This window comes from Rhizobium tumorigenes (assembly GCF_003240565.2).
In the GTDB taxonomy this organism is placed as follows: Bacteria; Pseudomonadota; Alphaproteobacteria; order Rhizobiales; family Rhizobiaceae; genus Rhizobium; species Rhizobium tumorigenes.
On record NZ_CP117255.1, the window covers coordinates 789751 to 814086 of the forward strand.

16 protein-coding genes and 1 tRNA gene are annotated in these 24336 nt (G+C 56.5%); 9 read left to right on the forward strand and 8 right to left on the reverse strand.

From position 1 onward, the window contains the following. Nucleotides 1–16 precede the first annotated feature (16 nt). Both PR017_RS03875 and PR017_RS03880 read right to left on the reverse strand, forming a co-directional pair. Nucleotides 17–1948 (reverse strand): bifunctional 5-dehydro-2-deoxygluconokinase/5-dehydro-2-deoxyphosphogluconate aldolase, encoded by a 1932-nt coding sequence (locus tag PR017_RS03875; RefSeq protein WP_111220382.1) that lies wholly within the window; start codon nt 1946–1948, stop codon nt 17–19. A gap of 98 nt (nt 1949–2046) precedes the next feature. Beyond that, complete coding sequence (locus PR017_RS03880; protein WP_111220383.1) at nt 2047–2922, reverse strand: MurR/RpiR family transcriptional regulator; 876 nt, start codon at nt 2920–2922, stop codon at nt 2047–2049. 302 nt (nt 2923–3224) lie between these two features. Here PR017_RS03880 and PR017_RS03885 point away from each other — a divergent pair, with 302 nt between their 5' ends. The 4 genes from PR017_RS03885 to PR017_RS03900 all read left to right on the forward strand — a co-directional run bounded on the left by PR017_RS03885 (nt 3225) and on the right by PR017_RS03900 (nt 6601). Further along, the gene (locus PR017_RS03885) at nt 3225–4442 is read left to right on the forward strand and encodes an NAD(P)/FAD-dependent oxidoreductase (protein ID WP_111220384.1); all 1218 of its coding nucleotides are present in this window, start codon (nt 3225–3227) and stop codon (nt 4440–4442) included. A 6-nt stretch (nt 4443–4448) separates the two neighbouring features. Continuing rightward, entirely contained in the window at nt 4449–5252 is an 804-nt protein-coding gene (locus PR017_RS03890) for an aldolase/citrate lyase family protein (protein ID WP_111220385.1), read from the forward strand. Nucleotides 5253–5352: 100 nt separating this feature from the next. Continuing rightward, a tRNA-Ser gene (locus tag PR017_RS03895) sits at nt 5353–5443 on the forward strand. Nucleotides 5444–5761: 318 nt separating this feature from the next. Next, complete coding sequence (locus tag PR017_RS03900; protein WP_161959329.1) at nt 5762–6601, forward strand: hypothetical protein; 840 nt, start codon at nt 5762–5764, stop codon at nt 6599–6601. Nucleotides 6602–7076: 475 nt separating this feature from the next. Here the strand turns inward: PR017_RS03900 and PR017_RS03905 are convergent, their stop codons facing one another. The 4 genes from PR017_RS03905 to PR017_RS03920 all read right to left on the reverse strand — a co-directional run bounded on the left by PR017_RS03905 (nt 7077) and on the right by PR017_RS03920 (nt 12427). After that, on the reverse strand, nt 7077–7391 hold the full coding sequence (locus PR017_RS03905) for a hypothetical protein (RefSeq protein ID WP_279619510.1): 315 nt from the start codon (nt 7389–7391) through the stop codon (nt 7077–7079). A 441-nt stretch (nt 7392–7832) separates the two neighbouring features. Next, entirely contained in the window at nt 7833–7961 is a 129-nt protein-coding gene (locus PR017_RS03910; protein ID WP_275113025.1) for a hypothetical protein, read from the reverse strand. Nucleotides 7962–9820: 1859 nt separating this feature from the next. Next, nucleotides 9821–11659, reverse strand: a complete 1839-nt coding sequence (locus tag PR017_RS03915) for a pentapeptide repeat-containing protein (RefSeq protein WP_111220389.1) — start codon at nt 11657–11659, stop codon at nt 9821–9823. A 108-nt stretch (nt 11660–11767) separates the two neighbouring features. After that, nucleotides 11768–12427: a recombinase family protein gene (locus PR017_RS03920; protein ID WP_111220390.1), complete on the reverse strand. Its 660-nt coding sequence runs from the start codon at nt 12425–12427 to the stop codon at nt 11768–11770. 1075 nt (nt 12428–13502) lie between these two features. Between PR017_RS03920 and PR017_RS03925 the strand changes: the two genes are divergently transcribed. Both PR017_RS03925 and PR017_RS03930 read left to right on the forward strand, forming a co-directional pair. Continuing rightward, nucleotides 13503–15038: an AAA family ATPase gene (locus PR017_RS03925; RefSeq protein ID WP_240538994.1), complete on the forward strand. Its 1536-nt coding sequence runs from the start codon at nt 13503–13505 to the stop codon at nt 15036–15038. Continuing rightward, entirely contained in the window at nt 15035–15889 is an 855-nt protein-coding gene (locus tag PR017_RS03930) for an HNH endonuclease (protein WP_111220391.1), read from the forward strand. Before PR017_RS03925 ends, PR017_RS03930 begins: the two co-directional genes overlap by 4 nt. Before the next feature lie 85 nt (nt 15890–15974). Here the strand turns inward: PR017_RS03930 and PR017_RS03935 are convergent, their stop codons facing one another. Further along, on the reverse strand, nt 15975–17324 hold the full coding sequence (locus tag PR017_RS03935) for a tyrosine-type recombinase/integrase (protein WP_111220392.1): 1350 nt from the start codon (nt 17322–17324) through the stop codon (nt 15975–15977). Nucleotides 17325–18397: 1073 nt separating this feature from the next. On the opposite strand from PR017_RS03935, the gene PR017_RS03940 reads away from it, so the two are divergent. Then, nucleotides 18398–19459 carry a porin gene (locus tag PR017_RS03940; protein ID WP_111220394.1) on the forward strand — a complete coding sequence of 354 codons (1062 nt, stop codon included), beginning with the start codon at nt 18398–18400 and terminating at the stop codon, nt 19457–19459. A gap of 389 nt (nt 19460–19848) precedes the next feature. After that, entirely contained in the window at nt 19849–20910 is a 1062-nt protein-coding gene (locus PR017_RS03945; protein WP_111220395.1) for a porin, read from the forward strand. A 177-nt stretch (nt 20911–21087) separates the two neighbouring features. On the opposite strand, the gene PR017_RS03950 is transcribed toward PR017_RS03945, so the two are convergent. Beyond that, on the reverse strand, nt 21088–23154 hold the full coding sequence (locus tag PR017_RS03950) for a lytic transglycosylase domain-containing protein (protein ID WP_111220396.1): 2067 nt from the start codon (nt 23152–23154) through the stop codon (nt 21088–21090). Between the two features lie 217 nt (nt 23155–23371). Here PR017_RS03950 and dapA point away from each other — a divergent pair, with 217 nt between their 5' ends. Then, complete coding sequence (gene dapA, locus PR017_RS03955) at nt 23372–24256, forward strand: 4-hydroxy-tetrahydrodipicolinate synthase (RefSeq protein ID WP_111220397.1); 885 nt, start codon at nt 23372–23374, stop codon at nt 24254–24256. Nucleotides 24257–24336 lie beyond the last annotated feature (80 nt).

Below are 24336 nucleotides of genomic sequence, written 5' to 3' on the forward strand. Positions count from 1 at the left end.
TTTCCAGTCCGCGCGTCTACAGTCCGCGCGTCTTCAGCCAGGCCTCGGTCAGATGCCGGAAACGGCCGGCCATGTCGGCAATCGCCGCCTCGTCGTCGATCTCGCCAGCAAGCCAGCTGCGCGCTGCTTCGGCAAAGATCGTCCGGCCGACAGCAAAGCCCTTGACCGATGGTGCTGCGAGCGTCGCCTCGAAACCTTTCAGCAGTTCCTCGGCCGGCGCCTCCAGTCCCAAAAGCACGATGCCGCGGCAGAGCGGATCGTTGCCGGTCACCACCGCCTCGATGTTCTGCCAGGCGACACGCGATGCCTGCGGCTCCAGCTTCCACCAGTCCGGCTTGATGCCGAGGTCGTAGAGCTCCTGCATCGCCGTCGAGATCGTGTCGTCGTCGAGCGGTCCGTTCTTGCCGGCGATAATCTCGACCAGCAATTCGCGACCGACCTTGCGCGCCGCGTCGAACAGCGTGCGAAGCTTCTCCTGCTGCTCGGCCTTCAGCTCCGCCGGATCGTCCGGATGATAGAAGCAAAGGCACTTGATGCAATGGTCGACAGGCCATTCCACGAGTTGCGAGCCGATATCCTGGCTAAATTCGAATCGCAGTGGCTTTGATCCGGGCAATTCGACCGGCCGGCCAATCCATGAGAAGTTCTTGGTGGCAGCATCGAAGAAGGCGTCGCGCCCAAAACGTTCGTCGATCAGCATGCCGTAGCCTGGCCGCCCGTCGGCAACGCGCGCCGCTGCCGAGACCGCGAGCCGCTTGAAGGCATTGATTTGCTCATAGGGGACGCCGAGTTCGTCGGCAACGCTGACCAGCTGCGAGCGGTGATCGATGGCCAGCGCCATCAGCAGCGGTATATGACCCTTGCGGGTTGTCGCCCAGTGGATGTGGTTGAGGTCTTCGTCCTTGCGGAGCGCGCGCTGCCTGCTGCCCTTCTGCAGGAAGCTGTCTAGTTCGGCCCACGTCGGATATTCCGGCGAGCAAAGCAGCCGCGATACGGCAAAGGCACCGCAGGCATTGGCCCAGGTGGCGCAGGTCTGGAGAGGCTCGCTCTTCAGCCAGCCTCGCAGAAAGCCGGACATGAAGGCATCGCCGGCGCCGAGCACATTATAAACCTCGATCGGAAAACCGTCGCCGACGATGCCAGCTTCGAGGTCGTCGGAAATTGCGCCATCATAGACGATGCAGCCCATCGCGCCGCGTTTTAGGACGATGGTGGCAGCGCTCAGTTCGCGGATTGTCTTCAATGCGCCGAGCACGTCGTCGGCGCCGGAGGCGATGAGGATTTCCTCTTCGGTGCCGACGATCAGGTCGCAGTCAGGGAGCGTCTGCTTCATCTTGGCCGTGACGCGGTCGGACTTTACGTAGCGCTCGAAACCTTCGGCATGGCCGGCAAGGCCCCAGAGATTGGGCCTGTAGTCGATATCGAAGACCACCTTGCGGCCATGCGCCTTGGCGATGCGGATCGCCTTGCGTTGGGCTGCTTCCGTATTGGGTTGAGAAAAATGCGTGCCGGACACCAGTACGGCCCCTGAGGAGACGATGAAGTCTTCGTCGACATCGTCTTCCGTCAGCGCCATGTCGGCGCAGTCGGAGCGGTAAAAGATCATCGGAGACACGCCTTCGGCCTCTACCGCCAGCAGCACCAGCGCTGTCAGCCGCTGCTTGTCGGTGACGATGCCATCGGTAGCGACACCCTCACGGGCCGATTGCTCGCGGATGAAGCGCCCCATCTGCTCGTCGCCAACGCGCGTGATCAGCCCTGATTTCAGCCCTAGCCTGGCCGTGCCGATGGCGATGTTGGCCGGGCAGCCGCCAACGGATTTCGCAAAGGACGCGATGTCTTCGAGCCTGGAACCGATCTGCTGGCCATAGAGATCGACAGAAGAACGGCCGATGGCGATGACGTCGAGCGTCGGCTCCGGCCGCGCGCCGTTGTTGAGATTTGCCATTGATATCCTCCGTCAAGATTTCCGCCGGCATCTCCCGTTGCCAACGCCGTGCACCGATAATGAAACATCGGTTCCGTAATTTTGTCAATTCGGAATGTTTATTCCATTTTATGTTTTCCGCATTTTGCCATGGTCCACTTTCTGCGCTGCTCGGCGATGGCAACCGGGAAGGCCATGATCAATGCCATGGAAGCAGACAGCGAACGAAACCCTGCAAAATCCGATTCCGCCACTTCGAACCAGTGGGTGGCGCATGCAGCGAGCGGCGAGAATGCCGAATCGGTGATGGCAATGAGCGGCACGCCGCGGTCGACCAGCAGCTGGCTTTGCGCCAGGCTCTCCGCCGCATAGGGCGAAAAACTGGCGGCAATGGCTGCATCGCGCGGGGTGGCAAACTGGACAAGCTCGGTATCGACCCCGTTCGGCGAGGCAACGATCTGGTGGCGGATGTTAAGCTTGGAAAACGCGTAGGTCATGTGTGCCGTCAGCGGGTAGGAGCGTCGCTTGGCGATCAGGTAGATCGTCTCGGCCGCCGCAAGGATCTCGACCGACGTCGCGAAGGTGTCCGTCTGCACGGTTGCTGCCAGCCGGTTGATAGACTGGGTAGCGGACGATATGAAGCCGGCAAGGATAGCCGCATTCTCATCTTCGACGCGCGCTTCCTCCAGTGAGATCAGCCGCTCCTCGTAGCTCAGTGTCCGGTCGCGCAACCGCTCGCGAAAAATGCTCTGCAGATCGGAAAAGCCTTCATAGCCGAGATGGCGTGCAAGACGCACCAGCGTCGAGGGCTGGACGTCGGACGCCGTGGCGATGCTGGCCGTCGTGCCGAAGGCGATTTCATCCGGGTTGTTGAGGGCAAAGACCGCGACCTGCGCCAGCCGTTTCGGCATGGACGCCTTGCGCTCGATGATCGTGCTGCGCAGGCTTTCGAAATCGCGCGGCACCTTCGCCGGTATCGTCACGTCCTCACTCATTCCACGGCTTTCGTTTTTCCCGTTTTTCGGAATATATATTCCATCTGCAATGATAACCGTATCTGCCGATTTTCGCCACAGGCAATTCAAGTGACTGAATTAATTGCCGATTGCGGCAATTATCTCGTATTTTGGCAACGCAGTGCTTGCTGCAAAACGATCCAGATGTTCCAAATCGTCGCGTGTCAAGCTTTGCGGACATTGCTATAGTTGACGCTTTCAGGGCGAGGCGATACGCCTTGCCTTTGAAGCGCGATGCGAGGCCGCCATGGCTTCGCGTCCCCAAATTCTGGAGTGCTTGCGTGACGGGTAGATTGGTCATTGTCGGAGCAGGGCAGGCCGGCTTTGCTGTTGCTGCCAAGCTGAGGGCTCTCAAGGACACGCGGCCGATCACGCTGGTTGGCGCAGAAGAATCGCTGCCCTACCAGCGCCCGCCGCTGACGAAGAAATACCTGCTCGGCGAGATCAGCTTTGACCGACTGATGTTCCGCCACGAGCACTGGTATGCCGAGCACGATATCGACATCCGTCGTGCGACCTGGGCAGAACAAATCCATCGCGACCGGAAGCAGGTCGTCATGCAGGACGGCAGCGCGCTCGACTACGAAACGCTGGTGCTGGCGACAGGCGCAACACCGCGCCGTCTTCCTGCGGCCATCGGCGGCGATCTCGAGGGCGTCTATGTCGCCCGGGACAAGCGCGACGCCGATCTCCTGTCGGGTGAAATGCGCGCCGGCCGCCGCGTCCTTATAATAGGGGGTGGCTATATCGGTCTCGAAGCGGCAGCCGTCGCCCGTCATCGCGGCCTCGAAGTCACCGTCATCGAGATGGCCGATCGCATCCTGCAGCGGGTTGCTGCCAAGGAAACCGCCGACATCATGCGGGTCATCCACGCAGACCACGATGTCGTCATCCGCGAGAAGACCGGCCTCAAGCGGCTAGTGGGCAAGGACGGCCGTGTGGTTGCCGCAGAGCTTTCCGATGGCTCCACCCTCGACGTCGATTTCGTCGTCGTCGGTATCGGCGTCGCGCCGCTGGATCGTCTTGCCAAGGAAGCCGGCCTTGTGGTTGCCAACGGCATTGTCGTCGACGAATACGTCCGCACCTCTGATCCCAGCATCTATGCCGTCGGCGACTGCGCCGCGCTGCCCTGGCAGGGGGAATTGATCCGTCTCGAATCGGTACAGAATGCTGTCGACCAGGCGGAGGCTGCAGCCGCGATCATTGCCGGTGGCAACGAACCCTATGTGCCGAAACCGTGGTTCTGGTCCGATCAGTACGACGTCAAGCTCCAGATCGCAGGCTTCAACAAGGGCTACGACGACACGGTGCTGCGGCATGGCGCCCGCGAAGGATCGGCCTCCGTCTGGTATTTCAAAGCCGGCCGGCTGATTGCCGTCGATGCGATCAACGACGCCCGCGCCTATGTCACTGGCAAAAAGCTCATCGACGCCGGCCTTACGCCCGATCGCGACCTGCTGGCCGACGCCGGCACCGACCTCAAGACCTTGCTCGGATAAGTGACAATGACCCTGCCACCCAATGCATTCAAGATCGCCCTGCGCGAGCGACGCCCGCAGATCGGCCTTTGGGTGGCTATGGCGGATGCCTATGCCGCCGAAATCGTCGGTCATGCCGGTTTCGACTGGCTGGTCCTCGACGGTGAGCACGGCCCCAACGATCTTCGTAGTATAATGGCGCAGTTGCAGGCCCTTCAGGTCTCGCCGGCGGAACCGGTGGTTCGCCTGCCGACCGGGGCGAGTTGGATGATCAAACAATTTCTCGACATCGGCGCCCGCACGCTGCTCATCCCGATGGTCGATTCGGCCGAGCAGGCAGCAGAACTCGTTCGCGCTGTCCGCTATCCGCCGGACGGCATCCGTGGCATGGGCGCCGGCATCGGCCGCGCCTCGCGGTTCAACACCGTTCCCGGCTACGTCGCCGATGCAGGCAAGGATATCTGCCTCCTGGTCCAGGCCGAAACCCGCGCGGCGCTCGCCGACCTCGAGCGGATTGCCGGTGTCGAGGGCGTCGATGGCATCTTTATAGGGCCCGCCGACCTTGCCGCCGACATGGGCTTTCCGGGCGATCTCGAGGCGCCCGAGGTACAGGCTGCGATAGAGGCTGCCATAGCCACCATCGTCAAAGCGGGCAAACCGGCCGGCATCCTTACTTTCAACGAGACTCTGAACCGCCGCTACTTGGAACTCGGCGCCACTTTCGTTGCCGTCGGCGCCGACGTCACCGAATTCTCCACGGCACTCCAGCGCCTTCGCCGACGCTACGGGCCCGAACAGGAAAATGCCGAAGCCGGCCCACGCGGCTACTAGCCCTCGCACTCCCGCGGTTTAGCGCACAGCAAGACACTTTTCTGACGGCATCTTAAAAAAAACCTTGCCTTTCGAGCCTTTGCCCAATAGTCACGGCCTCGGAGAGGTGGCCGAGTGGCCGAAGGCGCTCCCCTGCTAAGGGAGTATACGTCAAAAGCGTATCGAGGGTTCGAATCCCTTCCTCTCCGCCATTTTTCCAAATGTGCGGATTTACCTAATGATTACAGCGCCTTGCGGCGCCAACGGTAAATCGTTTGTGCCAAGTGCTTGTGCCAAAATATTTGTGCCATTGCCGAATCAGGCGAGATCAGCTGCGATCATCTAGTCCGGGATTGGGAACCATCCAATCGAGAGACCGGAAATCGGTAGTTCGGTCCCAGCGGAATGCGCAATTTCCCCGAAGACGTAGGTGATGCTAATGCCGAGTGTAGACATCTTGTAAAAAGTAAAAGTCGCGGGTCGGAGATTGGACCTAGTGTGTTTTACCAAGATGTATTAGCTATATTCAAATGCTAAAATACTTTGCCTCTTCCATGTCGGTAATTACGAAGAAATCGTGCGGCCTATTCCTAATCGCCGCAGTGATGCTTTGCGCTTTTACGATTTCTACGCTTGCTAGTGAGAATGCTGGGTTTCCGGTAAGGATAGTAAGCCAGCCAAAGCCGTCCTTGGAAGATCAGGAAAGGGAGCAGCAGGCTGCCGCTCGAGAGCAGGCCGATCTTATCGCTCAGCAAACCGTGGCATCAGCGACCGTTAGTTTGTTGATGTGGAGCAAGTGGCAATTTATGCTAAACCTTTTGGGAACTGCGGGAATCGCTATTTCGATAATCCTAGCGCGGGAGCAGATCAAAAGCGCTAAGCAGGCCCTTGAGACCACTGAGAGGGCTTATGTGGTCGCTGGGGGGATACGTTACATATCGCATCCATCCCCCACTGGCCTGTTTTGGAGAATGCGTCCTTCTTGGATCAATAGGGGTGCTACGCCCACCCGAAAAGTTCGTGTCAGCGTTGGCTATGAGTTGCGAGACGATGATCTGCCAGGAGACTTTGATTTTGCGGGCAACTTACCACCCCGCATTGCGACAGTTAATCTTCCTCAAGGCGGTGGGTCCATTGAGGCCAATCCTATTGACTACTATGCGTCGGATTTGTTTCTCGTCGCTACAGGCAAAAAGCGACTCTTCGTTTTTGGACAATGCGACTATGAAGACGTTTTTGGTCGGGCTCATACGACGCGCTTCTGTGTAACTGCGCTCAACATTACGGGAGATGTAACGATGCCGTACACGCCCGCCAACAATGTGGAAATTCCTTGGGCCGTTCTAGATAGATTCAATTCTGATGACTGATTTCGTCAGTTTGAGACAACACGCGTTGGCTATCGGGTGAACCCAGCGTCCTCCTTTCGTTATAGCCGGGAGGCGTGAGCCGTTCGATTGCCTTCCCTGTCTTTCGCTCCCACGCTTTGCGGAGTTGCCATGTGTAGCGGGACTTCTCTTTGAAAGACGCGCTCGCTGTCGGCGGCGGTGGTAGTTGGGCTAGGGGTATCCCAGCCTTGATGCACTCAACGAGCCAGTTAGGCTGTGTTCGCTTTGTCGTGGCGTCTTTGCCTGTTCGTATGTCTGCCCTCATTCAGGCCTTCCTTTCGTGGAATACAAAAAGGGCCCGGTGTGAACCGAGCCTGTGTTGACGTTTGATGCGGTGAAATATCGAGGCGGATGTTCTGCACGCCTTATTTTACAGGGCTTCTAGGGCTCTGCTGTCGCCTGTAGGTGGCTAATTAGCCACTTTGGTCGGCAACCCATTGAAATCCTTAGGATCACCTCAGAAATCTCCGTGATCAACGGCAGCCTTGGGCCATTCCCGACTGCCTGTGACAGCTTCCGATACCTCGGTAACCCGGGCAGCAGCAGCGACACACACGGCCCTAGCAGCCTTGTTGCTGGACATCGCCCGCATGCAGGCCATGAACTCGTCCAACTTGGCGACAGCCACCCGGGCATACTCCTTGTCCATGTCTATGGGTTTCAGTTCCATCTCGGCTGTGTCGCCGTCGTCGCAGTTCATCGCCGCGTAGACGGCAGGGAAATCAGACTGCATCCATTTCGGAAGCTGGTGGCGCGAAACAATGCCATTCAAATCCTTGGCCATCTCCCGGGCTGACTTTAGCGCCTTACCTCGGCCCTTTCGGTGCCTCTTGGCTTTGACGTAAGCCCTGAAGACATTCCGCTTGTCGGCTCGGGACAGGGGCAACCCGTGCCGCCTGTTAGCCTCTGCAGCCAGCCAAGGGATTTCCTCGGGTGACCCCTTGACCACAATGGCCCTGATGGTTCGAGAGCCATTCCGCTGAGCCGCCGTGACGCGGTGCCACCCGTCAATCAAGGTGTACCCCTTGTCCCCGCTAGTGCCGTCTGTCGCTGCCACCCGGATAGGCGGGAACTGGTCGCCGCCCATCATGAGGTCAGCATATTGCTTGGCAATTTTCTGACAGGTCGCGGTGCGTATCTGATTGCCCGGGAGCATCAGAGGCTATCGAGACGGATGTCGATTACCTCGGCTGCCGTCCCTCTCTGGTGGTCCTCAGCGATCACTGCAGTCCAACATGAAGGCGTCTTTGGTCGCTCTCGCTCTTGCCCGCCGTTCGTCTTTCTCGACAGCAATGCGGGCCATCGCCATAATGCTGAGTTCCCGCTTTTGCTTGGCGGTCATGGTCTTGGTCTTCTTTGGTCGTCTGTGGTTCAAGCTTGTGTCCTCATTGGTTTCCTCTGGTGTGATTGACGGCTGACATGCTCGGCATGAGGCCTCTGCTCATGGTCTGAGACATAGATAGGCAAATGCGGGCCTGTGACGGTTTCAGCCGGTTCAGTGCATGGAAATGCACACGGCAGCGCTCTAGCCGGTCTTCCCCGTGAGGAGCAGGTTCGACAGACGAGCGCTAGCGTGTGGATTTCAGAGGGGGTAGGCAGAGCGGTAGAAGATCGACACACGCTTGGTAGCGCTATTGGGGGACCTATTCGACATGGGCCAAAATAGCGCCATTCGTGCTATTGGGATATCCAACCCTGCGACCGCCGAAGCACTTCATAGACCTATTGGTGGACCCATTCCCCTCCGCCTCAGGCCAGCCAGCGGGCCTTTGACACAGAGAACAGGTCCGTGTGAAGCTTCCGTAGGCCACGCATTCTTTTTGGAAGCCACCAAATTTCCGTAGCCACAGCGAGGTTGTCCCTGAGAACTTCTCAGGGAGAAGTCAGGTTCTCCCGTAGCCATGGCGAGTTTGAGCGGCGTAAAGTGCAATGGTCGCACTCAGGCTTCCAGAGGTCTCATGGGGTCACCCGCTGCCACGCTCGATCACCCGAGACACCTGTGTCGCTGTCCATACGCCACCTCCGGCCTCTTGACGGCGGTGCTGTTGAGCGATGCTGCTATCTGGGCAAGGGTGGCACTGCTGTCACGCTTGGGCACGATAGGGTCTCCAAACAACATCCACGGGCGCAACTACTTTTTTGGTCGAACACCGATTACATAGTCGTTTCAGGTGTGTGCGGCTTGCCATGTGCTTTCAAATTCCTCCCACTGCTGCAAATGCTGCACGAGTGCAACTAAGTAATTGATATTTAGGCATATTTAGCTTGCCTGATTGTGGGCAGGCCGTAAGCTTCGGCTATTCGCAGCACAAAGGAAAATGGCAATGCCACTGCCAGCGGGAACCGGGATAGGCCTGCCACCGGAAACAAACCAGTTCAGCGCATTCCAAACTACGAGAACACCTCGGGGATATGAAACGGCACACTCCTATTTCTCCCAGAACAACCCTGAAGCGTTCTGGCTTTTGCCTGACGCCGCCCAAGAGGTCGATGCTGATCTAGGTCCGTTGACAGTCATGACGCTGGAGAAGGGCCGGGAGATAATGGTAGTCGATGCGCCGAGGGCACTTCAACAAAGGGGCGTGCGCAAGACACTAGCGTTCCCGGAGGTCATTTTGAGGCGCTTCTATAGGTAAACTAGAACGCACCGTCCGTCTTCGTCGCTGCTTACAGCTCCAGCCATTTCAGATTTGGTGTCTTTGGTCCCGTTCTGCCCGGTCCCCTGCACTTCTCCTGCGCCGTGGCTTTGTTCACAAAAATGCCTATGCAACGTCGGTGCGCTGTCCTTTTGGAAGCCGCCGCGTTCCGTGAGTACAGCAAGTTGACCTAGACGGGTTGTCGGGGTCAGAAGATCAGCTGCTGTACGCTCGTTCACTCGATACGCCTCGCTGTCCATACGCCTCCTCGGGACGTCTGGACCTTGAGCGACGCCGCGATCTGGGCAAGGGCGACGCCGCCTTCACGCACGGGGAAACTAAAGGATTAGGCTTCCTGTCGCTCAGATTGTGCTTGCATCTTTGACCCTTCGACATCTTTTTGAATTAAAAGCACGGCGACGGCGGGTTGGGACGGCGGGTTGGTAAGTACGGCTGGTGCCGCCTTTTGGAGATCGAATTCAGCCTGGTCGTCTAATCCGGTTGTTTGATCCATAACTGTGCTGAGGTGCAAATATGGTTGAAGGTTTAATGGCAGCTGGTACTTCTAGAAAAGATTTGTAAGCATAGCAAAAAGCTTCTTAAGTACTTCCGCCAATGTCCTCGCCGCCTCAGGAGACGTTAGAAGATTGCTGCCAACTCCGCTACCAATCGCTGCAATCGTACTTCCCACAAAGCCTGCTAGAGCCGTCACGCTTGTTCTAAGCTTTCTAAGCTTTTGTTCTTCAGATCGTATAGTTACAGGATTAAGAACGCGAGCGTCGGCTATTTCGACAGCCAGATATTCGCCGGTTTGTATAGCTGGTTTAGAGAGGACCTTTTCTGCTTCTAAGCTATTGAATGCTTCAACAGCGGCTTCTGTGATTTCCTTTAGGGCCTGCTCAGAGAGCTTTGAGGCATCAACGGGGGGTGGTGGTAGTGGTGCATCGGACGATGACGGCGGCGGCTGTATTGGCTGCAAGCGAGGTCGAAGCGCCTCATGGTTTCTACAGAGGCTTTCCGCACTAGTTCTCGTGCTACCCGGCCAGCTGAACTCTTCGTCCATTTCGAGGTAGTATCTGATGTCAGCTACGCTGTCCGATAGGATATACCAAGAGGCTGGGCGTTTTTCCAATTGATTGACATAGTGGGCGAGATCAAACCGAATGGCCTCTCCAAGATTGTTTTCTAAAGCTTCTAAAGCGGCTAACAATTTCTTTGCGAGAGTGTATTGGGCCTCTAGCCTCTTCTCTAGGTCATCCTCGTCAGGGTGCGGTGGGGCTGCTGTCGGTGGGCTATCTCTTGCGCTGATTTTCCCGTCTTCGACAATGCCAGCTAATGGTGCGGCAAATGTCAGACGTTCCTGTATCTGCTCAAACGTCGGTGGGTTGATCTTGTCTTTAATGGACTGGATAAGCTTGCGCATCTCGATATGATCAGCGCTCCCGTCCCAACTTTGAAGATCTGCATACTGCGTCTCTGAAAAGCCGTAAGGAATTGGCGTCCCATCTAACCTAACATGTATGAATTTACCTAGAGTTTGCGCACGTGTCGCTTCTTCCTTAACCGCACTCGATGCCACGCTGTTGGACGTCCAGAAAGTAACTACCGCTGCGGCCTCCGAAAGGTGGTCGTCTATCTGCTCACGCCATCTGCTCCCTGCTGCGATATCCTGGTCCCACCAGGTGGTGATATCGGCGATCGACAGGATCGACCGAATGTGAGAAACGATCTGGCGATCTAAACTTGAATAGGATAGCAGAACCAAGTTTTCTGCATTCTGTGAAGCCTCGTCTGTATGCGTAGGCTCTACGCCCAACCCGTTTTTGTCAGCTACCAGATCAGGGTCCCGCCAATCAGGCCAGCTTTCTGGATATTCAAGACCTGGAGGAAGCACCACACCCCTATCTCCCAAAATGTCATTCAACTGCCTTTGTTGTAGGCCGCTGACGTAATGAAGAGCCACGGCGGGCCCTTCTTCCGAAAGCATGTTAGCTCCCTTCAGCCGTGCATTTAAGAAGTTTGAACGAAATACTACCGCGTGCCTGAGATCGCATTCTCGCAAGTCTGCTCGCTCAAAGTCGCATTCATCAAGACTGGCGTTCCTCAAATTGGCTGCTTGAAGCGTGGCGCTAGTGAGAACCGCCGCCGTAAGCTTCGCAAATTCCAGGTCGGCTCCAATTAGATTGGCGTTGTTCAGGTGAGCACCGATTAAATTTGCTTGTGTTAGATCAGCTCCTGCAAGATTAGCGCCACTCAGCTGGGCTCCGCGCAAATTGACCCCTACCAGGTCAAACCCTCGGAGGTCCGCATTTCTCAAGCTGGGCACGAAGTGTCTGCTTGCTCTTCTGTTGTTCCATGCCGATGGGCCTTGCTTAAGCCACTGCAGATGGCGAGCAATTGCCATGACATACCTCACATTGTTATGAACGCTGAACTTCGAGCAGGCCGTGCATCATTGCAACCCTGTAGTAAACTTTTTTCCGGTTCATAAGACCATATTAGGTGCTTCTCGTCACCCACGGTCACGCTCGATTACCCGAGACACCTGCGTCGCTGTCCATCCGCCGCCTCGTGAGGTCTTGACGCCGGTGCTGTTGAGCGACGCCGCGATCTGAGCGAGTGTGGCCCCGCCGTCACGCATGGGTCCTATCGTCGTCATGAGCTTCTTTGCTTCGCCTGCGGCCTTGTCCTGAATTGCCTCGTTGCGTTTCATGGTCTTGTCGCGAAGACCTCCGAGCTTCGAGCCCCGGGCCTTGGCCACGGCAAGCGCCGCCTTGGTACGTGCTGAGATGAAGTCGCGTTCCATCTCTGCCATGACCGCATACATGTGGAGCATTGCCTTGTCGGCCCTCGGGAGATTGGCGACAGCAAACTTCACCCGCTTGTCTTCCATGAGCGTGGCGATGCAGGCAACCTTTCGGCTGAGCCTGTCAAGCTTGGCCACCAGCAACACAGCGCCGGTCTTCCTACATAGGTCCAGAGCCTTCTGAAGCTCGGGCCGGTCGTCGTTTGCGCCGCTCTCAATGTCTTTAAAGCTGCCTATGACCTCGTAAGGCACGTCGCTGTAGTTCCTCAGGTAGACGTCAATGTCGAGGTCTTGAGCCTCCAGCCCGAGGCCGCTTTGTCCCTGACGTGCTGTCGAAACCCGTGTGTAACGAACATATTGAAGCATTTGTCTCAGTGGCCCCGTTGTGCATGTAACGAGGAGTAGCGGTCCATTTGTCTAATGTCAACGTTCGTTGTGACTGTAAAATTTCCCTTCCATTGTTTTTCCAAGCTTGGCACCCACGTCCCCGCCGGCCAAGGGAGTTGACAAAAGGGGCTCAAGCCGTCCGTGCGAGCTTCGCCAGATCTATACAAAGCGCGAAGGATGACAGCGATAGTTTTGCTAGGCTCATGAGCGGTGCTTACTTGGAGGCAGCCATCCTGACAACTAGATCTATGAAATTAGCTCGAACCGTGTAGTGCTTGCCGCTTTACGGGTGTCGCTCCCTATCAGTTAGAAGACAGGTACCAACGTACACTGGCGTCAGTACTCTCTGCTTCGCTCTAGGTCCTGACCAACGTTAGCCTCGCAGAGCTTCGAAAGCGTCACGTCAGGAGGGGCAGGAGTGCCGTGAGGTGCGGCTTGCGTGGGGTGGCCATCTTAGCCCTTCCGGTGTCGTCTCATTGGTTTGCTGTGGGTGATAGATATCCTGCGAAGAAACTCAGGAAGCAGCGTCGCCTGCAGTGCCAGCACCTCGCTTTTAGCAGCCTTCCTCAAGGGACGCGCATGTCTTGATAAGATCGCTCGCGTAGCGAAAGTTCGTTCTGCGATCCACGGGTGATCAGAAGGGGGGAGGGGGTCGCGCTGATTGCCTTCCATGTCATGCTCCTTGAGATTTTTTTGTGTCTGAAACATTTGACCGCCTAGGTGGTATGGTTACTAGAGCGCATGGTAGTATGCAGCGGTGGCGGCATAGCTAGGGCATCTTTGCTTCAATCCGTAGCGCTTCGTCATTTCCAAGAGGGTATATGCTCTCCCATTCTAACGCCGTCGTGCCAGTAGGGTGCTGGTGTGGAACGGCCATTGCGCTCTGGCGCTATAAAAGCGTCGCAGGTTGCGGCCTCCACAGTTGTGCATTGTCAGCCTTCAGTGTGTGAAACATCGACCATCGCACTTATTAAGTGAAAAGAACGACTTTAAGCTGCAGCAATAAGGTGGTAGCTCAAAAGAAAGTTTATGCGACTCATTAAGGAAGTTCATTTTGATTTTCAACGTCCTCAAGCGTGAAGAGCTTGCGCCAACAACAGGTATGAACGAGGCCTTTCTCAAAATTGATTTTTGGAATGACTACGATTTCAAAACGATGTTCTACGTGTGGCTCTTCGATGCAGATGGTACACGCTATGAATTGGGAAATGTACGAATCGGGATTTTAGGGCAGCGTAAAGAAACTTCCACGTTTAGTACTTTGGCTAGTCAGTTTGAAGGGCTCGATGAAAGCTATTTTTCGTTGGCGACTGATGTAGAATACTACGAAACATTAGGACGCGTCGTTCCGGAAGCCACGAAGGTCGCGTTTTTGAAGGGAATGCAAGACGTTGTAGCTTACCCCGAACGCTTGGAAGGCGCTGCAGGGCAGGACGTTTTACGTGTTTCACTTCTAAGGAATGTGAGCGTCTCCCTTATTAATGGGCAATTCACTAGGGTGCTCAACGGCGGCGTTCCATTGACTGATTTCAGATTAGCCTACAAAAGGCCCGATGATGTCGCTCTTGCTGGAGTTGAGCTTCAGTTCAATGTGAAAGCAAGCTCGAAGCCTAGTACAAACATCCATGCGGTAATCGGTAGAAATGGAGTTGGAAAAACAACTCTTTTGAACGGTATGATTGAGGCGATAACGAACCCCAGGGAATCAAGCGGAAAGTTTTACGAGATATCTTTTATAGACACTCCAATACAGAAAGATTACTTCAGTAATTTGGTATCTGTTTCCTTTAGCGCCTTTGATCCATTCACTCCGCCGCAGGAGCAGCCAAATCCTGAGCTAGGCACTTGCTACTACTATATCGGCCTGAAGGATATGAGCGATGAGAGCGGGACTCTGCTTCGTTCCCTAAGCTATTTGCATGACGAGTTTGTAGATAGCCTATCGGAATGTTTTCAAGCGCGTGGAAAGCGTGACCGTTGGCTGGCTGCAATTAATACCTTGATGTCAGATGATAACTTCTCTGAAATGGACCTGCAAAGCCTTATGAGGTTTTCAGGCGACGAGTTGAAAGACGCATCCCGTGCTCTGATCAAGCGTATGAGTTCCGGTCACGCGATAGTTCTGCTCACGATTACCAGACTCGTAGCCAAGGTCGAAGAGAAGACCCTTGTCCTGTTAGACGAGCCGGAAAGCCACCTGCATCCCCCGCTACTTTCCGCGTTCACCCGTGCCCTGAGTGAACTGTTGTTTGACCGAAATGGGGTAGCGATTATAGCTACCCATTCCCCGGTTGTGCTGCAGGAGGTTCCTAAATCTTGCGTGTGGAAAATCACTCGGTCAAGAATGTCGTTGTCATCCGAGAGGCCTGACGTTGAAACGTTCGGCGAGAACGTGGGTATTCTCACCCGTGAGGTGTTTGGCCTTGAAGTTGCCAAGTCCGGGTACCATGCACTGTTAGCAAAGGCTGTTGAGAACGGTGAAGGCTACGACGAAATCGTCGCGGGTTACGGGGGGCAGCTTGGCCTTGAGGCTAAAGCTATCCTAAGAGCGATGGTGTCTGAGCGTGAATTGGGTGCTGGTGTAATATGAAACGATTGGACCTCCCAGAGTACGACCCGATTGAGGTATTTCTGGAATGCGCCGGCAATGCCGACGAACCACTACGTACTACGTTTGCAGACAGTCGCCCACAAATGCAGCAGGCTGTAGCAGACTTCGATGCCGCAACGGCGTCGGTGAATTGGACTGTTTTACCTCGGGTCGCCCGAGGCAACGGCGGGGTTTTGGTCGCAGGCACCTTAACCAAGGATAACTTCAAGGCGCTGTACACGAATAATATGGTGGGCACAACGGGAGCGGCGAGATCAATCTACGACAAGATATTGGTCGCTGCGCACGGCAAATGCCCGTTCTGCGCGGGGATAGGCCATGCCAAGACGCTTGACCACTATCTTCCCAAGGCAATTTTTCCACTCTATTCGGTATTGCCGGCGAACCTCGTGCCTTGCTGCCGGGATTGCAACCACGGCAAGAACTCTGCATTTCCGAGCAATCCGCGCGGTCAGCCTATCCATCCTTATTTGGATCACGCTCGCTTCTTCGATGAGGTTTGGGTGGTGGCTTCGGTTCTCCAAAGCGACCCCATATCTATGGAGTTCAGACCTGCTCCGCCTCTAGGCTGGTCGCCGGATGATAAGGCTAGGGTTACGAAACATTTTCACGATTACGATCTAGCTTCACGGTTTGCTATTCAGGCCGGTGTAGAGGTTGCGTACTTGATGGATTTGCGCCGAAGGAGCTTGAGGAATTTGCCGGCAGCGGATTTCAGAGACTATCTCAATGATATAGCAGGAAGTCAGGCGCAGGTTGCCAATGGTTGGAAACGCGCGATGTATTCGGCGCTCGCGGGGGACAACTGGTTTCTTTCGCATCCATTCTGATTTGAGAAGTAAATTCAAAGATACGATTTGGAAAATGTAGATTCTAACGAGGCAATAAAAATAATTTGGCCGGCAAAATGGACCGTCATTGCTTACACGGTACTTTGACGGCTTCCACACAATTCACCTTCTGTTCCCAACTTGCGTCTTTGGCATATCGCGACCGCAGCAGGGACTTCTTCTCTCCAGTCTCGTGGCCAATGACATCTTGAATGGTCGCTTCAGGGATGTCCGCATGCCGGGCCTTGGTAGCGAAGGTGCGCCTGAAGCTGTGGAAGTTGACAAGGCTGCGCCGGAAGCCCTCTCGTTTTTCTGAAACGCCTAATGACTTGCGGCGACGTGTGAACGCCTTTGACAGGGTGTCCGATGGATTGCCTAGTTTCATGAACTCCTCGAACAGAAGCCCGGCAGGCTCTCGGCCTTTGCAACGTCGTGTGATGATAGCCACGAGTTTCGAATGGATAGGAACCACGCGAAGTCCGGCCTTTGTCTTCGATTTCCTTTGATCGAACATGCCATCCGCACAGGCGGCAACGGTAAGGTCGGTTATCTCGGCCAAACGCATCCCGCTCAGTACGGAAATGAGGGCTAGCTCCTTCAGCTCATCGTTCCAGTCCAGCTTGCCGCCCCCACGCTTGGAGAAGGCATCTTTGTAGAGGACGCTTTCTAGCTCGCTGTCGGTGAACGGGCGCTCGACCTCCACAATTACGCCCTGCTTACCCCGCGCCTTTGGTATCTGTCCCTCCCATGGGTTCTTATCATTGCTGCTGACATGCCCTCGGGTTCGAAGGTGTTCCCAGTAGCCCGCGATAGCTCCCAGGTGCTTCTTCGCCGTCACCCGGGTCATCTTCGCGGGGTTGAGGAGTTCACCGGTCACATACTGGCCAGCGATCTTCACGTTGATCTCGACGATGCTGAGGCCTTTCTCTTTTGACCAAGCAGCAAGCCGCTTTAGGATGCTTCGGTAGTCAAGGGTGGTCTTGGGTGCCAGGTTGATCTCCGACAGCCACTGCTCGACGTGAGCATCAACATCGGCTTTGCCTTGCCAAGCGTTGTCGAAGGAGGCCTGAGCAACAGGCTTGCGTCCTAGCGCATCACGCATCTGTCCGACGCTCTCTTCTATCTGGGAACGAACGTCAGGGTCTTGTTCAGCTACATACGCCTCTCGGCTCAGCTGAGCGCGGAGGAGTGCATCGCTCAATGTATCGGGAACTAGTCGGCCACTTCGGATGTCCCGAAACAGGTCAACCATTTCCCTCTCGCGTCGGTCTCGCCACCTTCGTGCGGCCATGAGATCGCCGGTACCTGTGCTTTCTACATAGTTCTGCTGGCCTTTGAAGTAGTCGCGGCAGTCTGCAGGAACGCCGATTTTAAACTGGTATTTCGTTCCCTTGAGCCGAATGTGCCTGTTTGGCTTGCCTCGAACACCCGCCATCGAACCCTTCCTTGCTGATTTGTGCCAAAGATTTGTGCCAAATTCAGTTCGGATTACCCAATGATAACAATGGCGTCAATAGGTTAGGGTCCGATGGTGGAGCTTCCCTTCCTCTCCGCCATTTGCCCGGCGATATTCCCTTACTTAATTCTACAGATTGCTGTGATTTATCGGGCGTTTGGATGCCTTGTCGGTCACGCGCGGCGTGTTGGCTCTGCAATGCTTTATGATCCATGAACGATTGCCGTGAAGCATCTCGAAGCTGCAATCGCCTGAACGGCAGTGAATAGCGGCCACGGCTGATGCTTCGAATCGATCCACTTCCATCGCAGATGACCTCCCTATGCTTCGTTGGATGCTTTACGCCTCTATCCCGGAACTCTGCCTTGCCCCTCGAACGCGACGACAGGGTACCGCATGACAACAGTGGCCACCAACATTGCACGAGCGCGCGACGCAGTCGGCTGCATGTCGACTTTAAGCTGTATTAGACTCACTCTGTTGTAGTGACGATTTCTGGCCGAGTGCGCCGAGGCTCATAAAGCTGAAGTGACGACGTTCGCCGGATCGGATGCTGATTCCACATCCGCACACTGTGCTCGAATCGCAGGCAGCAACCGCCTGTGCGAGCCGAATCGACGTCGAAGGCGTGTCCGTTCCCCGATCGGGAATCGTTGCCGGGCTGTTTCCAAATGTTGCCGCCTGCCGTGGAAATGCCGTACATGTGGCAGGGTTTCCGGGGATTTTGTGTGTCAGCGTCCCTCTCGAAAGCCTGTCACGGGCAGGCGCATTGCTGTTAAGTCCGTGCGAGATAAGGCTTTTTCTTAATAAAAGCTAAATAAACCGCCCTTCACCTCACCGTTTTGTGTCCTTTCGGCAACATGAATTGGGGAAGGGTCCCGCCAAAACCCCCTTCCGGCAAGATGTCGATTGCGTGACGGCGCCCGTCGGGTATTTTCAACAACGGAAGCGAGGGCGTGATCGTCCACTTCTTGAAACATGGGGATGGGGCAGGGAATGCCTTCGGGTTAAAAATCCCAGACCCAATTGAAACTTTGAACTGGAGGTCAATCATGAACATCAAGAGCCTACTTCTCGGCTCCGCTGCTGCCCTCGCAGCAGTATCCGGTGCTCACGCTGCAGACGCTATCGTAGCTGCTGAGCCTGAGCCGCTTGAATACGTCCGCATCTGCGATGCATACGGCGCTGGCTACTTCTACATCCCAGGCACGGAAACCTGCCTCAAGATCGGCGGCATGGTTCGTACCGAAGCTCAGTGGCATGACCCCTACGCTGTAGGCGCACGCTTCAAGGTTGGTACAGAATGGCACACCCGCGCTGAACTCAACGTCGACACTGCATCGGACACGGAATACGGTCCGCTGAAGACCAACATGGTCTACCGTTTCGACTCGACCGAAGGCAACAACTCTTCGAAGGTTCTCTTCGCAACCATCAGCCTCGGCGGCTTCATCGTTGGTAAGACCGACTCGCAGTACAACCAGTGGATCGGTTATGCTGGTAACGTCATCAACGACGACATCATCGGCGACGGACCTTACGAACTGAACCAGCTCTCCTACGTTTACGACGGCGGCAACGGCTTCACGGGCGTTCTGTCGGTTGAAGACAGCCAGTCTGGCGCTGGTGCAATCGACCCGAACACGGGCCGTAACGAATCTGACCACTACACGCCTGACTTCGTTGCCGGCCTCGGCTACAAGACTGGCATGTTCGGCCTGAAGGTTGTCGGCGGCTACGACTCGGTTGTTGAAGAAGGCGCTGTCAAGGCTCGCCTCGACCTCGACTTCGGCACGTTCTCTGCCTTCTTGCTCGGCCAGTACAACACTGACGGCAACAAGATCAACCGCTACGCCAATGGCGATGCTAGCGGCGCTTCGACCGGCGATTGGCAGGTTTGGGGTGGCACGACTGTTAAGTTCAACGACAAGCTCGAGTGGAACACTCAGGTTTCGTATGCTGACAGCAAGACACTCTCTGCTACGACGAACCTCAACGTTTTCGTTGCTAAGGGCTTCAAGATCCAGCCAGAAGTCACCTACACCAAGTACGACAACGCTGTTCTCGACGACAATACCGTTTCCGGTATCCTTCGCTTCCAGCGCACGTTCTAATTCAACTCGACTTCGGTCGATTGAAAGGAGCCCGGCTTTCGAGCCGGGCTTTTTCGTTTTTACTTTTTGCTCGTTTACCAGGCATTGTGGCTGTTGCCTTTCAGGCTGCGAGGGGCGTAAGTCGGATGACCGCGTTTCATGACAGAATTATCACAGTTTCGTGACGTGATTTTTGTGCAACGCACCAATCCAAAGCTTCGTCACAAACGGTCGCTGTTACGCATTGATATTTCATTGTTATATTCAATCGCTATGGTCTGCTCAGAACCGAAGCAGACGCGCTTTGGTTCTCCCCAAGGGGGGGTCACAAATACAGGGATGGGGTAGGGCACGCCGAGTTTCGGCGCGACATCTCACGCCCAGTCGTCTTTTGATTGGAGCTAACTGCAATGAACATTAAAAGCCTTCTTCTCGGCTCGGCTGCTGCCCTCTCGGTAGTATCCGGTGCACACGCTGCCGACGCCATCGTCGCTGCTGAACCTGAGCCGCTGGAATACGTCCGCATCTGCGACGCTTACGGCGCTGGCTACTTCTACATCCCGGGCACGGAAACCTGCATCAAGATCGGCGGCAAGGTTCGTTCTGACGTCAGCTGGTACAACGCTTACAAGGCCGGCCAGGACGCTGCTGCTCGCGGCACATACTGGAAGACCCGCGCTGAACTTTCGATCGACACCGCAAGTGACACCGAATATGGCGCCCTGAAGACTGACGCCGTTTTCCGCTTCGAGTCGGCTGAAGGTGCGAACACCAACAAGCTTCTCTGGGCCAACATCAGCCTGGGTGGTTTCCTCGTCGGTAAGAACGACTCGGTCTACTCGACCTTCCTCGGCTACGCTGGCGACGTCATCAACGACGACATCATCGAATACGGCATCAACGGCACCGACGAACTGAACCAGCTGACATACGCCTACGACTCTGGCACCGGCTTCACGGCTGTTGCTTCGCTCGAAGACAGCACCAACGGCACTGCAGCTGGCGCCAATGGCGAGAACAGCTCGGATCACTACGCTCCGGACGGCGTTCTCGGTCTCGGCTACAAGGCCGGCGCTTTCAACTTCCGCGTTGTCGGCGGCTACGACTCGATCGTCGAAGAAGGCGCTGTCAAGGCTCGCGTCGATGCCAAGTTCGGCGGCTTCACCGCCTTCCTCATGGGTGGCTACAACACCGATGGCAACAAGCTCAACAAGTATGCTGGTGCCGGCGGTGCTGGTATCGGTTGGGGCGACTGGGCTGTCTGGGGCGGCGTTGGTCAGCAGATCAACGACAAGCTGAAGGCCAACGTGCAGCTCGCTTACGACGACAAGAAGACTTTCGCAGCAACGGGCAACCTGAAGTTCAACCCGGTCAAGAACCTGCTCATCGAGCCGGAAGTCACCTACGCCAACTACGACAGCGTCAACAAGGATACCTGGTCTGGCATCATCCGCTTCCAGCGTTCGTTCTAATACTAAGTTGATCTAACCTCCTGTCAAAGAGATGGCCCGGTATCCCAGCCGGGCCATTTTTCGTGCCTACAATTTCGTGCCTTTGAGATCGAAAATTTAAGCGTGTGCGAAATCCAATCCTGTCAGTGGCTGGGAGGTGTGCGCACCCAACGAATCGGACAGCTACGGCAAGCCACTTCAGCCGCGTCCGTGGATAAGGTCCTGTTCGATATCGCTCTTTTGTCCAAGCCGAGCCTTGTAGACCTCATAGTTTTCCATCACCCTCTGCACATAATTGCGGGTTTCCGGAAAGGGAATGCGCTCGATCCAGTCGACGACTTCGTCCATCGACTTGCCGCGCGGGTCGCCGTAGCGGCTGATCCACTCGGGCACTTTTTTCGGACCGGCATTATAGGCGACGAAGGTCAGGATATAGGATCCGCCGAATGCATCTATCTGCTCGCCGAGATAATGCGAGCCGAGCGTTGCATTGTAGCCGGCATCTTTCGTCAGCCGGTCGGCGGAGTAGACGATTCCGTGGCGACCGGCCACAGCCTTGGCGGTCTTCGGTAGCAATTGCAGCAGTCCACGGGCATCTGCGGACGAGACGGCCTGCGGATTGAAGGCGCTTTCCTGCCGGGCGATGGCATAAGCCATGGCTTTTCCCGAGCCGGCGATATTGGCATCGTCGGGAATGACGCCGATCGGAAAGGCAAGCGCTGCGACATCGACGCCGCGCCCATAGGCGATCTTGCCGACCTGCAGCGACAGTTGGTGATTGCCGGACTGCTCGGCGCTGGCCGCAAGCAGGGCGATTTCGCCCGGGCTTTGCAGTTGCTGTGCGAGCGCGCGATAGAGACTGTCGGCGCGCCAGCCATTGCCGGCCGCCTCAAGGCGCGCGATTGCCAGCACCGCTTCGCGTGATTGAAAGCGCTGCCGGTCTTCCGGCGAAGGCGAGGGGTAGGTCACGTCCAGCATCTGCCGTCCGAGCTTTTTTGCGGCGAGCTGTCCGTAGAACGTGCTCGGAAGGGCGGCGGCCTTGGCATAAAAATCACTGGCCTTGCCTGGGCCGCCGGCTTCTGCCGCACGTCCGAGCCAATACCAGGCGCGAGAGACGGAGATCGGTCCGTTCGACACGCCGAGGATCTTGCGAAAATGCGTTGCTGCCGTGGCGGGATCCTTCAGGCCGCGCAGCGCATACCAGCCTGCATGAAACTCCGCTTCGCCGACATCGACCGGGGTGACGGCGACGTTGTCGTCGGCAATTCTGTATGCCGCCTTGTAGTTACCTTCGTCGACAAGGCCGCGGCTGACGATTCGCTGCTCGTCCCACCACTGGCTCGCGTCGATCAACAGGCTGCGATCGCGCGGCATTTGGGCCAACAGGGCTGCAGCAGCGTCGTAGTTTTCCTTGCGCCGCTCAAATTCAACCCGCATGAACAAGTATGCCGGATCGCTTTTCCACTGCGGTGAGATGTTGGCAAGCAGGCTCGCAGCCTTGGGGCTTCGATCATTGACAGCTGCCCACGCAGTATAAAGCGATTGCGCCTTGCCGAGATCCCCAAAACGCTGCGCCTGCGCTGTCTTGCTCCGGTAGAGCAGAAGATCCATGCGTGCCTTGTGGTCGGCGGGGCTGAGCAGGCCGCCGAAAGCTGCCAGATATTTGTCCTCGAGCGGTGCGTCCAGCGTCTGGTTTCGCCAGACGTTGCGGATATAGGCGGCGGCCTGGGCGGGCTTTCCGACGGCAATGAGGGCCTTTGACAGCACGAATGCACCTTCCGGCGTTTCCGGTGCGGTGTCTCCGAACGCGGCGAGCACCTCGGCCGTTGGCGGGTTCTCGTTGTAGATCGCCCGCTCGGAGAAGCCACGCAGACTGGCGAGCCCCGGCCAGCCGGCAAGTTCTTGCGAGGCGGAAGCAATTTCTGCGGACGGTATTCCGGTCTGTCCTGACGTGGCGATGGCCCAGGTGAGGATGTGGCGGTCCAGCGTTCCGCGCGCCATGCCGTTGCGAACGGCAATGGCCTGCAGAGGCTTCCGGTTCGACAGCGAGTCGAGGCCGGCCTTAAGATCGGCGCTGGCAGGCGCAATGTTGGAAGCGCGTGGAATTGAGCCGGTGATCAGCGGATCGTTCGGAATTGCCATGGCGACTGAAGTCTGCGGTTGCTGGGCCGGATCAGGGACGCTTTCCATCGGCAGCCCGGCCGCAAGGCAGCCCCAGGCAATGGCAAGGCCTGTGGCGGACACGACCAGGATCGATTTGTTCATCCGGCTACTCACGCGAATTCAGATCCCCTCAATCTGCCGAAAGCCATCTTAACGAAACCTTAGCGCATGCACGAATTATCGATCAATTGTGATACCAGAATTAGCAAACGAAGCTACAAAGCGCGCTTGTCGGAGCCAGATGGCCGCTTTATGGTGCGCAGATTCATAACCAAGGATTGCGGCCGAAGCGTGAAATGCCAGGCCTTGAGGAGTTTGCATGTTCAGGGGATCAATTCCCGCTCTCGTAACGCCCTTCACCGCTGCGGGCGCCGTCGATGAAGCTTCGTTTGCCGCGCACGTAGAATGGCAGATCACCGAGGGGAGCAGCGGACTTGTCCCCGTCGGCACCACCGGCGAATCGCCGACCTTGTCGCATGCCGAGCACAAGCGCGTCGTCGAGCTGTGCATCGAGGTCGCTGCCAAGCGCGTTCCCGTCATGGCAGGCGCTGGATCCAACAATACGCGTGAAGCGATCGAACTGGCACAGCATGCCGAAAAGGTCGGCGCGAATGCGGTCCTGGTCGTCACGCCCTATTACAACAAGCCGACACAGAAAGGGCTCTACGCTCACTTCTCGGCGATTGCGGAGGCTGTGAAGCTACCGATCTACATCTACAATATTCCAGGCCGCTCCGTCGTCGACATGACGCCGGAAACCATGGGCTCGCTGGCAAAGGCGTATGGCAATATTGTTGGCGTCAAGGATGCAACAGGCAAGATCGAGCGGGTTTCCGAGCAGCGCATCACCTGCGGCAATGATTTTCATCAGTTGTCGGGCGAGGATGCCACTGCTCTCGGCTTCAACGCCCATGGTGGGGTCGGGTGCATTTCGGTGACGGCAAACGTCGCTCCACGCCTCTGTTCCGAGTTGCAGAAGGCGACCCTTGCCGGGGATTACAAGGCGGCGCTTTCGATCCAGGACCGGTTGATGCCGCTGCACAAGGCGATCTTTCTCGAGCCCGGTCTTTGCGGTGCCAAATACGGCCTGTCGCGTCTCGAGCGGATGAGCCGCCATGTTCGCTCGCCGCTGCTATCGACGCTGGAGCCGGGCACGGAAGCAGAGATCGATGCTGCCATGCGCCACGCCGGCCTGCTGAATTGATGGGTTGAAGCGAAGGCGGCGGCGTTCGTCGCCGTCGCGTCTTCACAATCCGGTCATACTCCCCTATCTAGGGCGCTGAA

What these genes read in the sequence shown, in the direction of transcription:
- PR017_RS03875 (WP_111220382.1), bottom strand. Translation starts at nt 1,948, where the DNA reads ATGGCAAATCTCAACAACGGCGCGCGGCCGGAGCCGACGCTCGACGTC.
- PR017_RS03880 (WP_111220383.1), bottom strand. Translation starts at nt 2,922, where the DNA reads ATGAGTGAGGACGTGACGATACCGGCGAAGGTGCCGCGCGATTTCGAA.
- PR017_RS03890 (WP_111220385.1), top strand. Translation starts at nt 4,449, where the DNA reads ATGACCCTGCCACCCAATGCATTCAAGATCGCCCTGCGCGAGCGACGC.
- PR017_RS03900 (WP_161959329.1), top strand. Translation starts at nt 5,762, where the DNA reads ATGCTAAAATACTTTGCCTCTTCCATGTCGGTAATTACGAAGAAATCG.
- PR017_RS03910 (WP_275113025.1), bottom strand. Translation starts at nt 7,961, where the DNA reads ATGACCGCCAAGCAAAAGCGGGAACTCAGCATTATGGCGATGGCCCGC.
- PR017_RS03915 (WP_111220389.1), bottom strand. Translation starts at nt 11,659, where the DNA reads ATGGCAATTGCTCGCCATCTGCAGTGGCTTAAGCAAGGCCCATCGGCA.
- PR017_RS03920 (WP_111220390.1), bottom strand. Translation starts at nt 12,427, where the DNA reads ATGCTTCAATATGTTCGTTACACACGGGTTTCGACAGCACGTCAGGGA.
- PR017_RS03930 (WP_111220391.1), top strand. Translation starts at nt 15,035, where the DNA reads ATGAAACGATTGGACCTCCCAGAGTACGACCCGATTGAGGTATTTCTG.
- PR017_RS03935 (WP_111220392.1), bottom strand. Translation starts at nt 17,324, where the DNA reads ATGGCGGGTGTTCGAGGCAAGCCAAACAGGCACATTCGGCTCAAGGGA.
- PR017_RS03940 (WP_111220394.1), top strand. Translation starts at nt 18,398, where the DNA reads ATGAACATCAAGAGCCTACTTCTCGGCTCCGCTGCTGCCCTCGCAGCA.
- PR017_RS03945 (WP_111220395.1), top strand. Translation starts at nt 19,849, where the DNA reads ATGAACATTAAAAGCCTTCTTCTCGGCTCGGCTGCTGCCCTCTCGGTA.
- PR017_RS03950 (WP_111220396.1), bottom strand. Translation starts at nt 23,154, where the DNA reads ATGAACAAATCGATCCTGGTCGTGTCCGCCACAGGCCTTGCCATTGCC.
- dapA (WP_111220397.1), top strand. Translation starts at nt 23,372, where the DNA reads ATGTTCAGGGGATCAATTCCCGCTCTCGTAACGCCCTTCACCGCTGCG.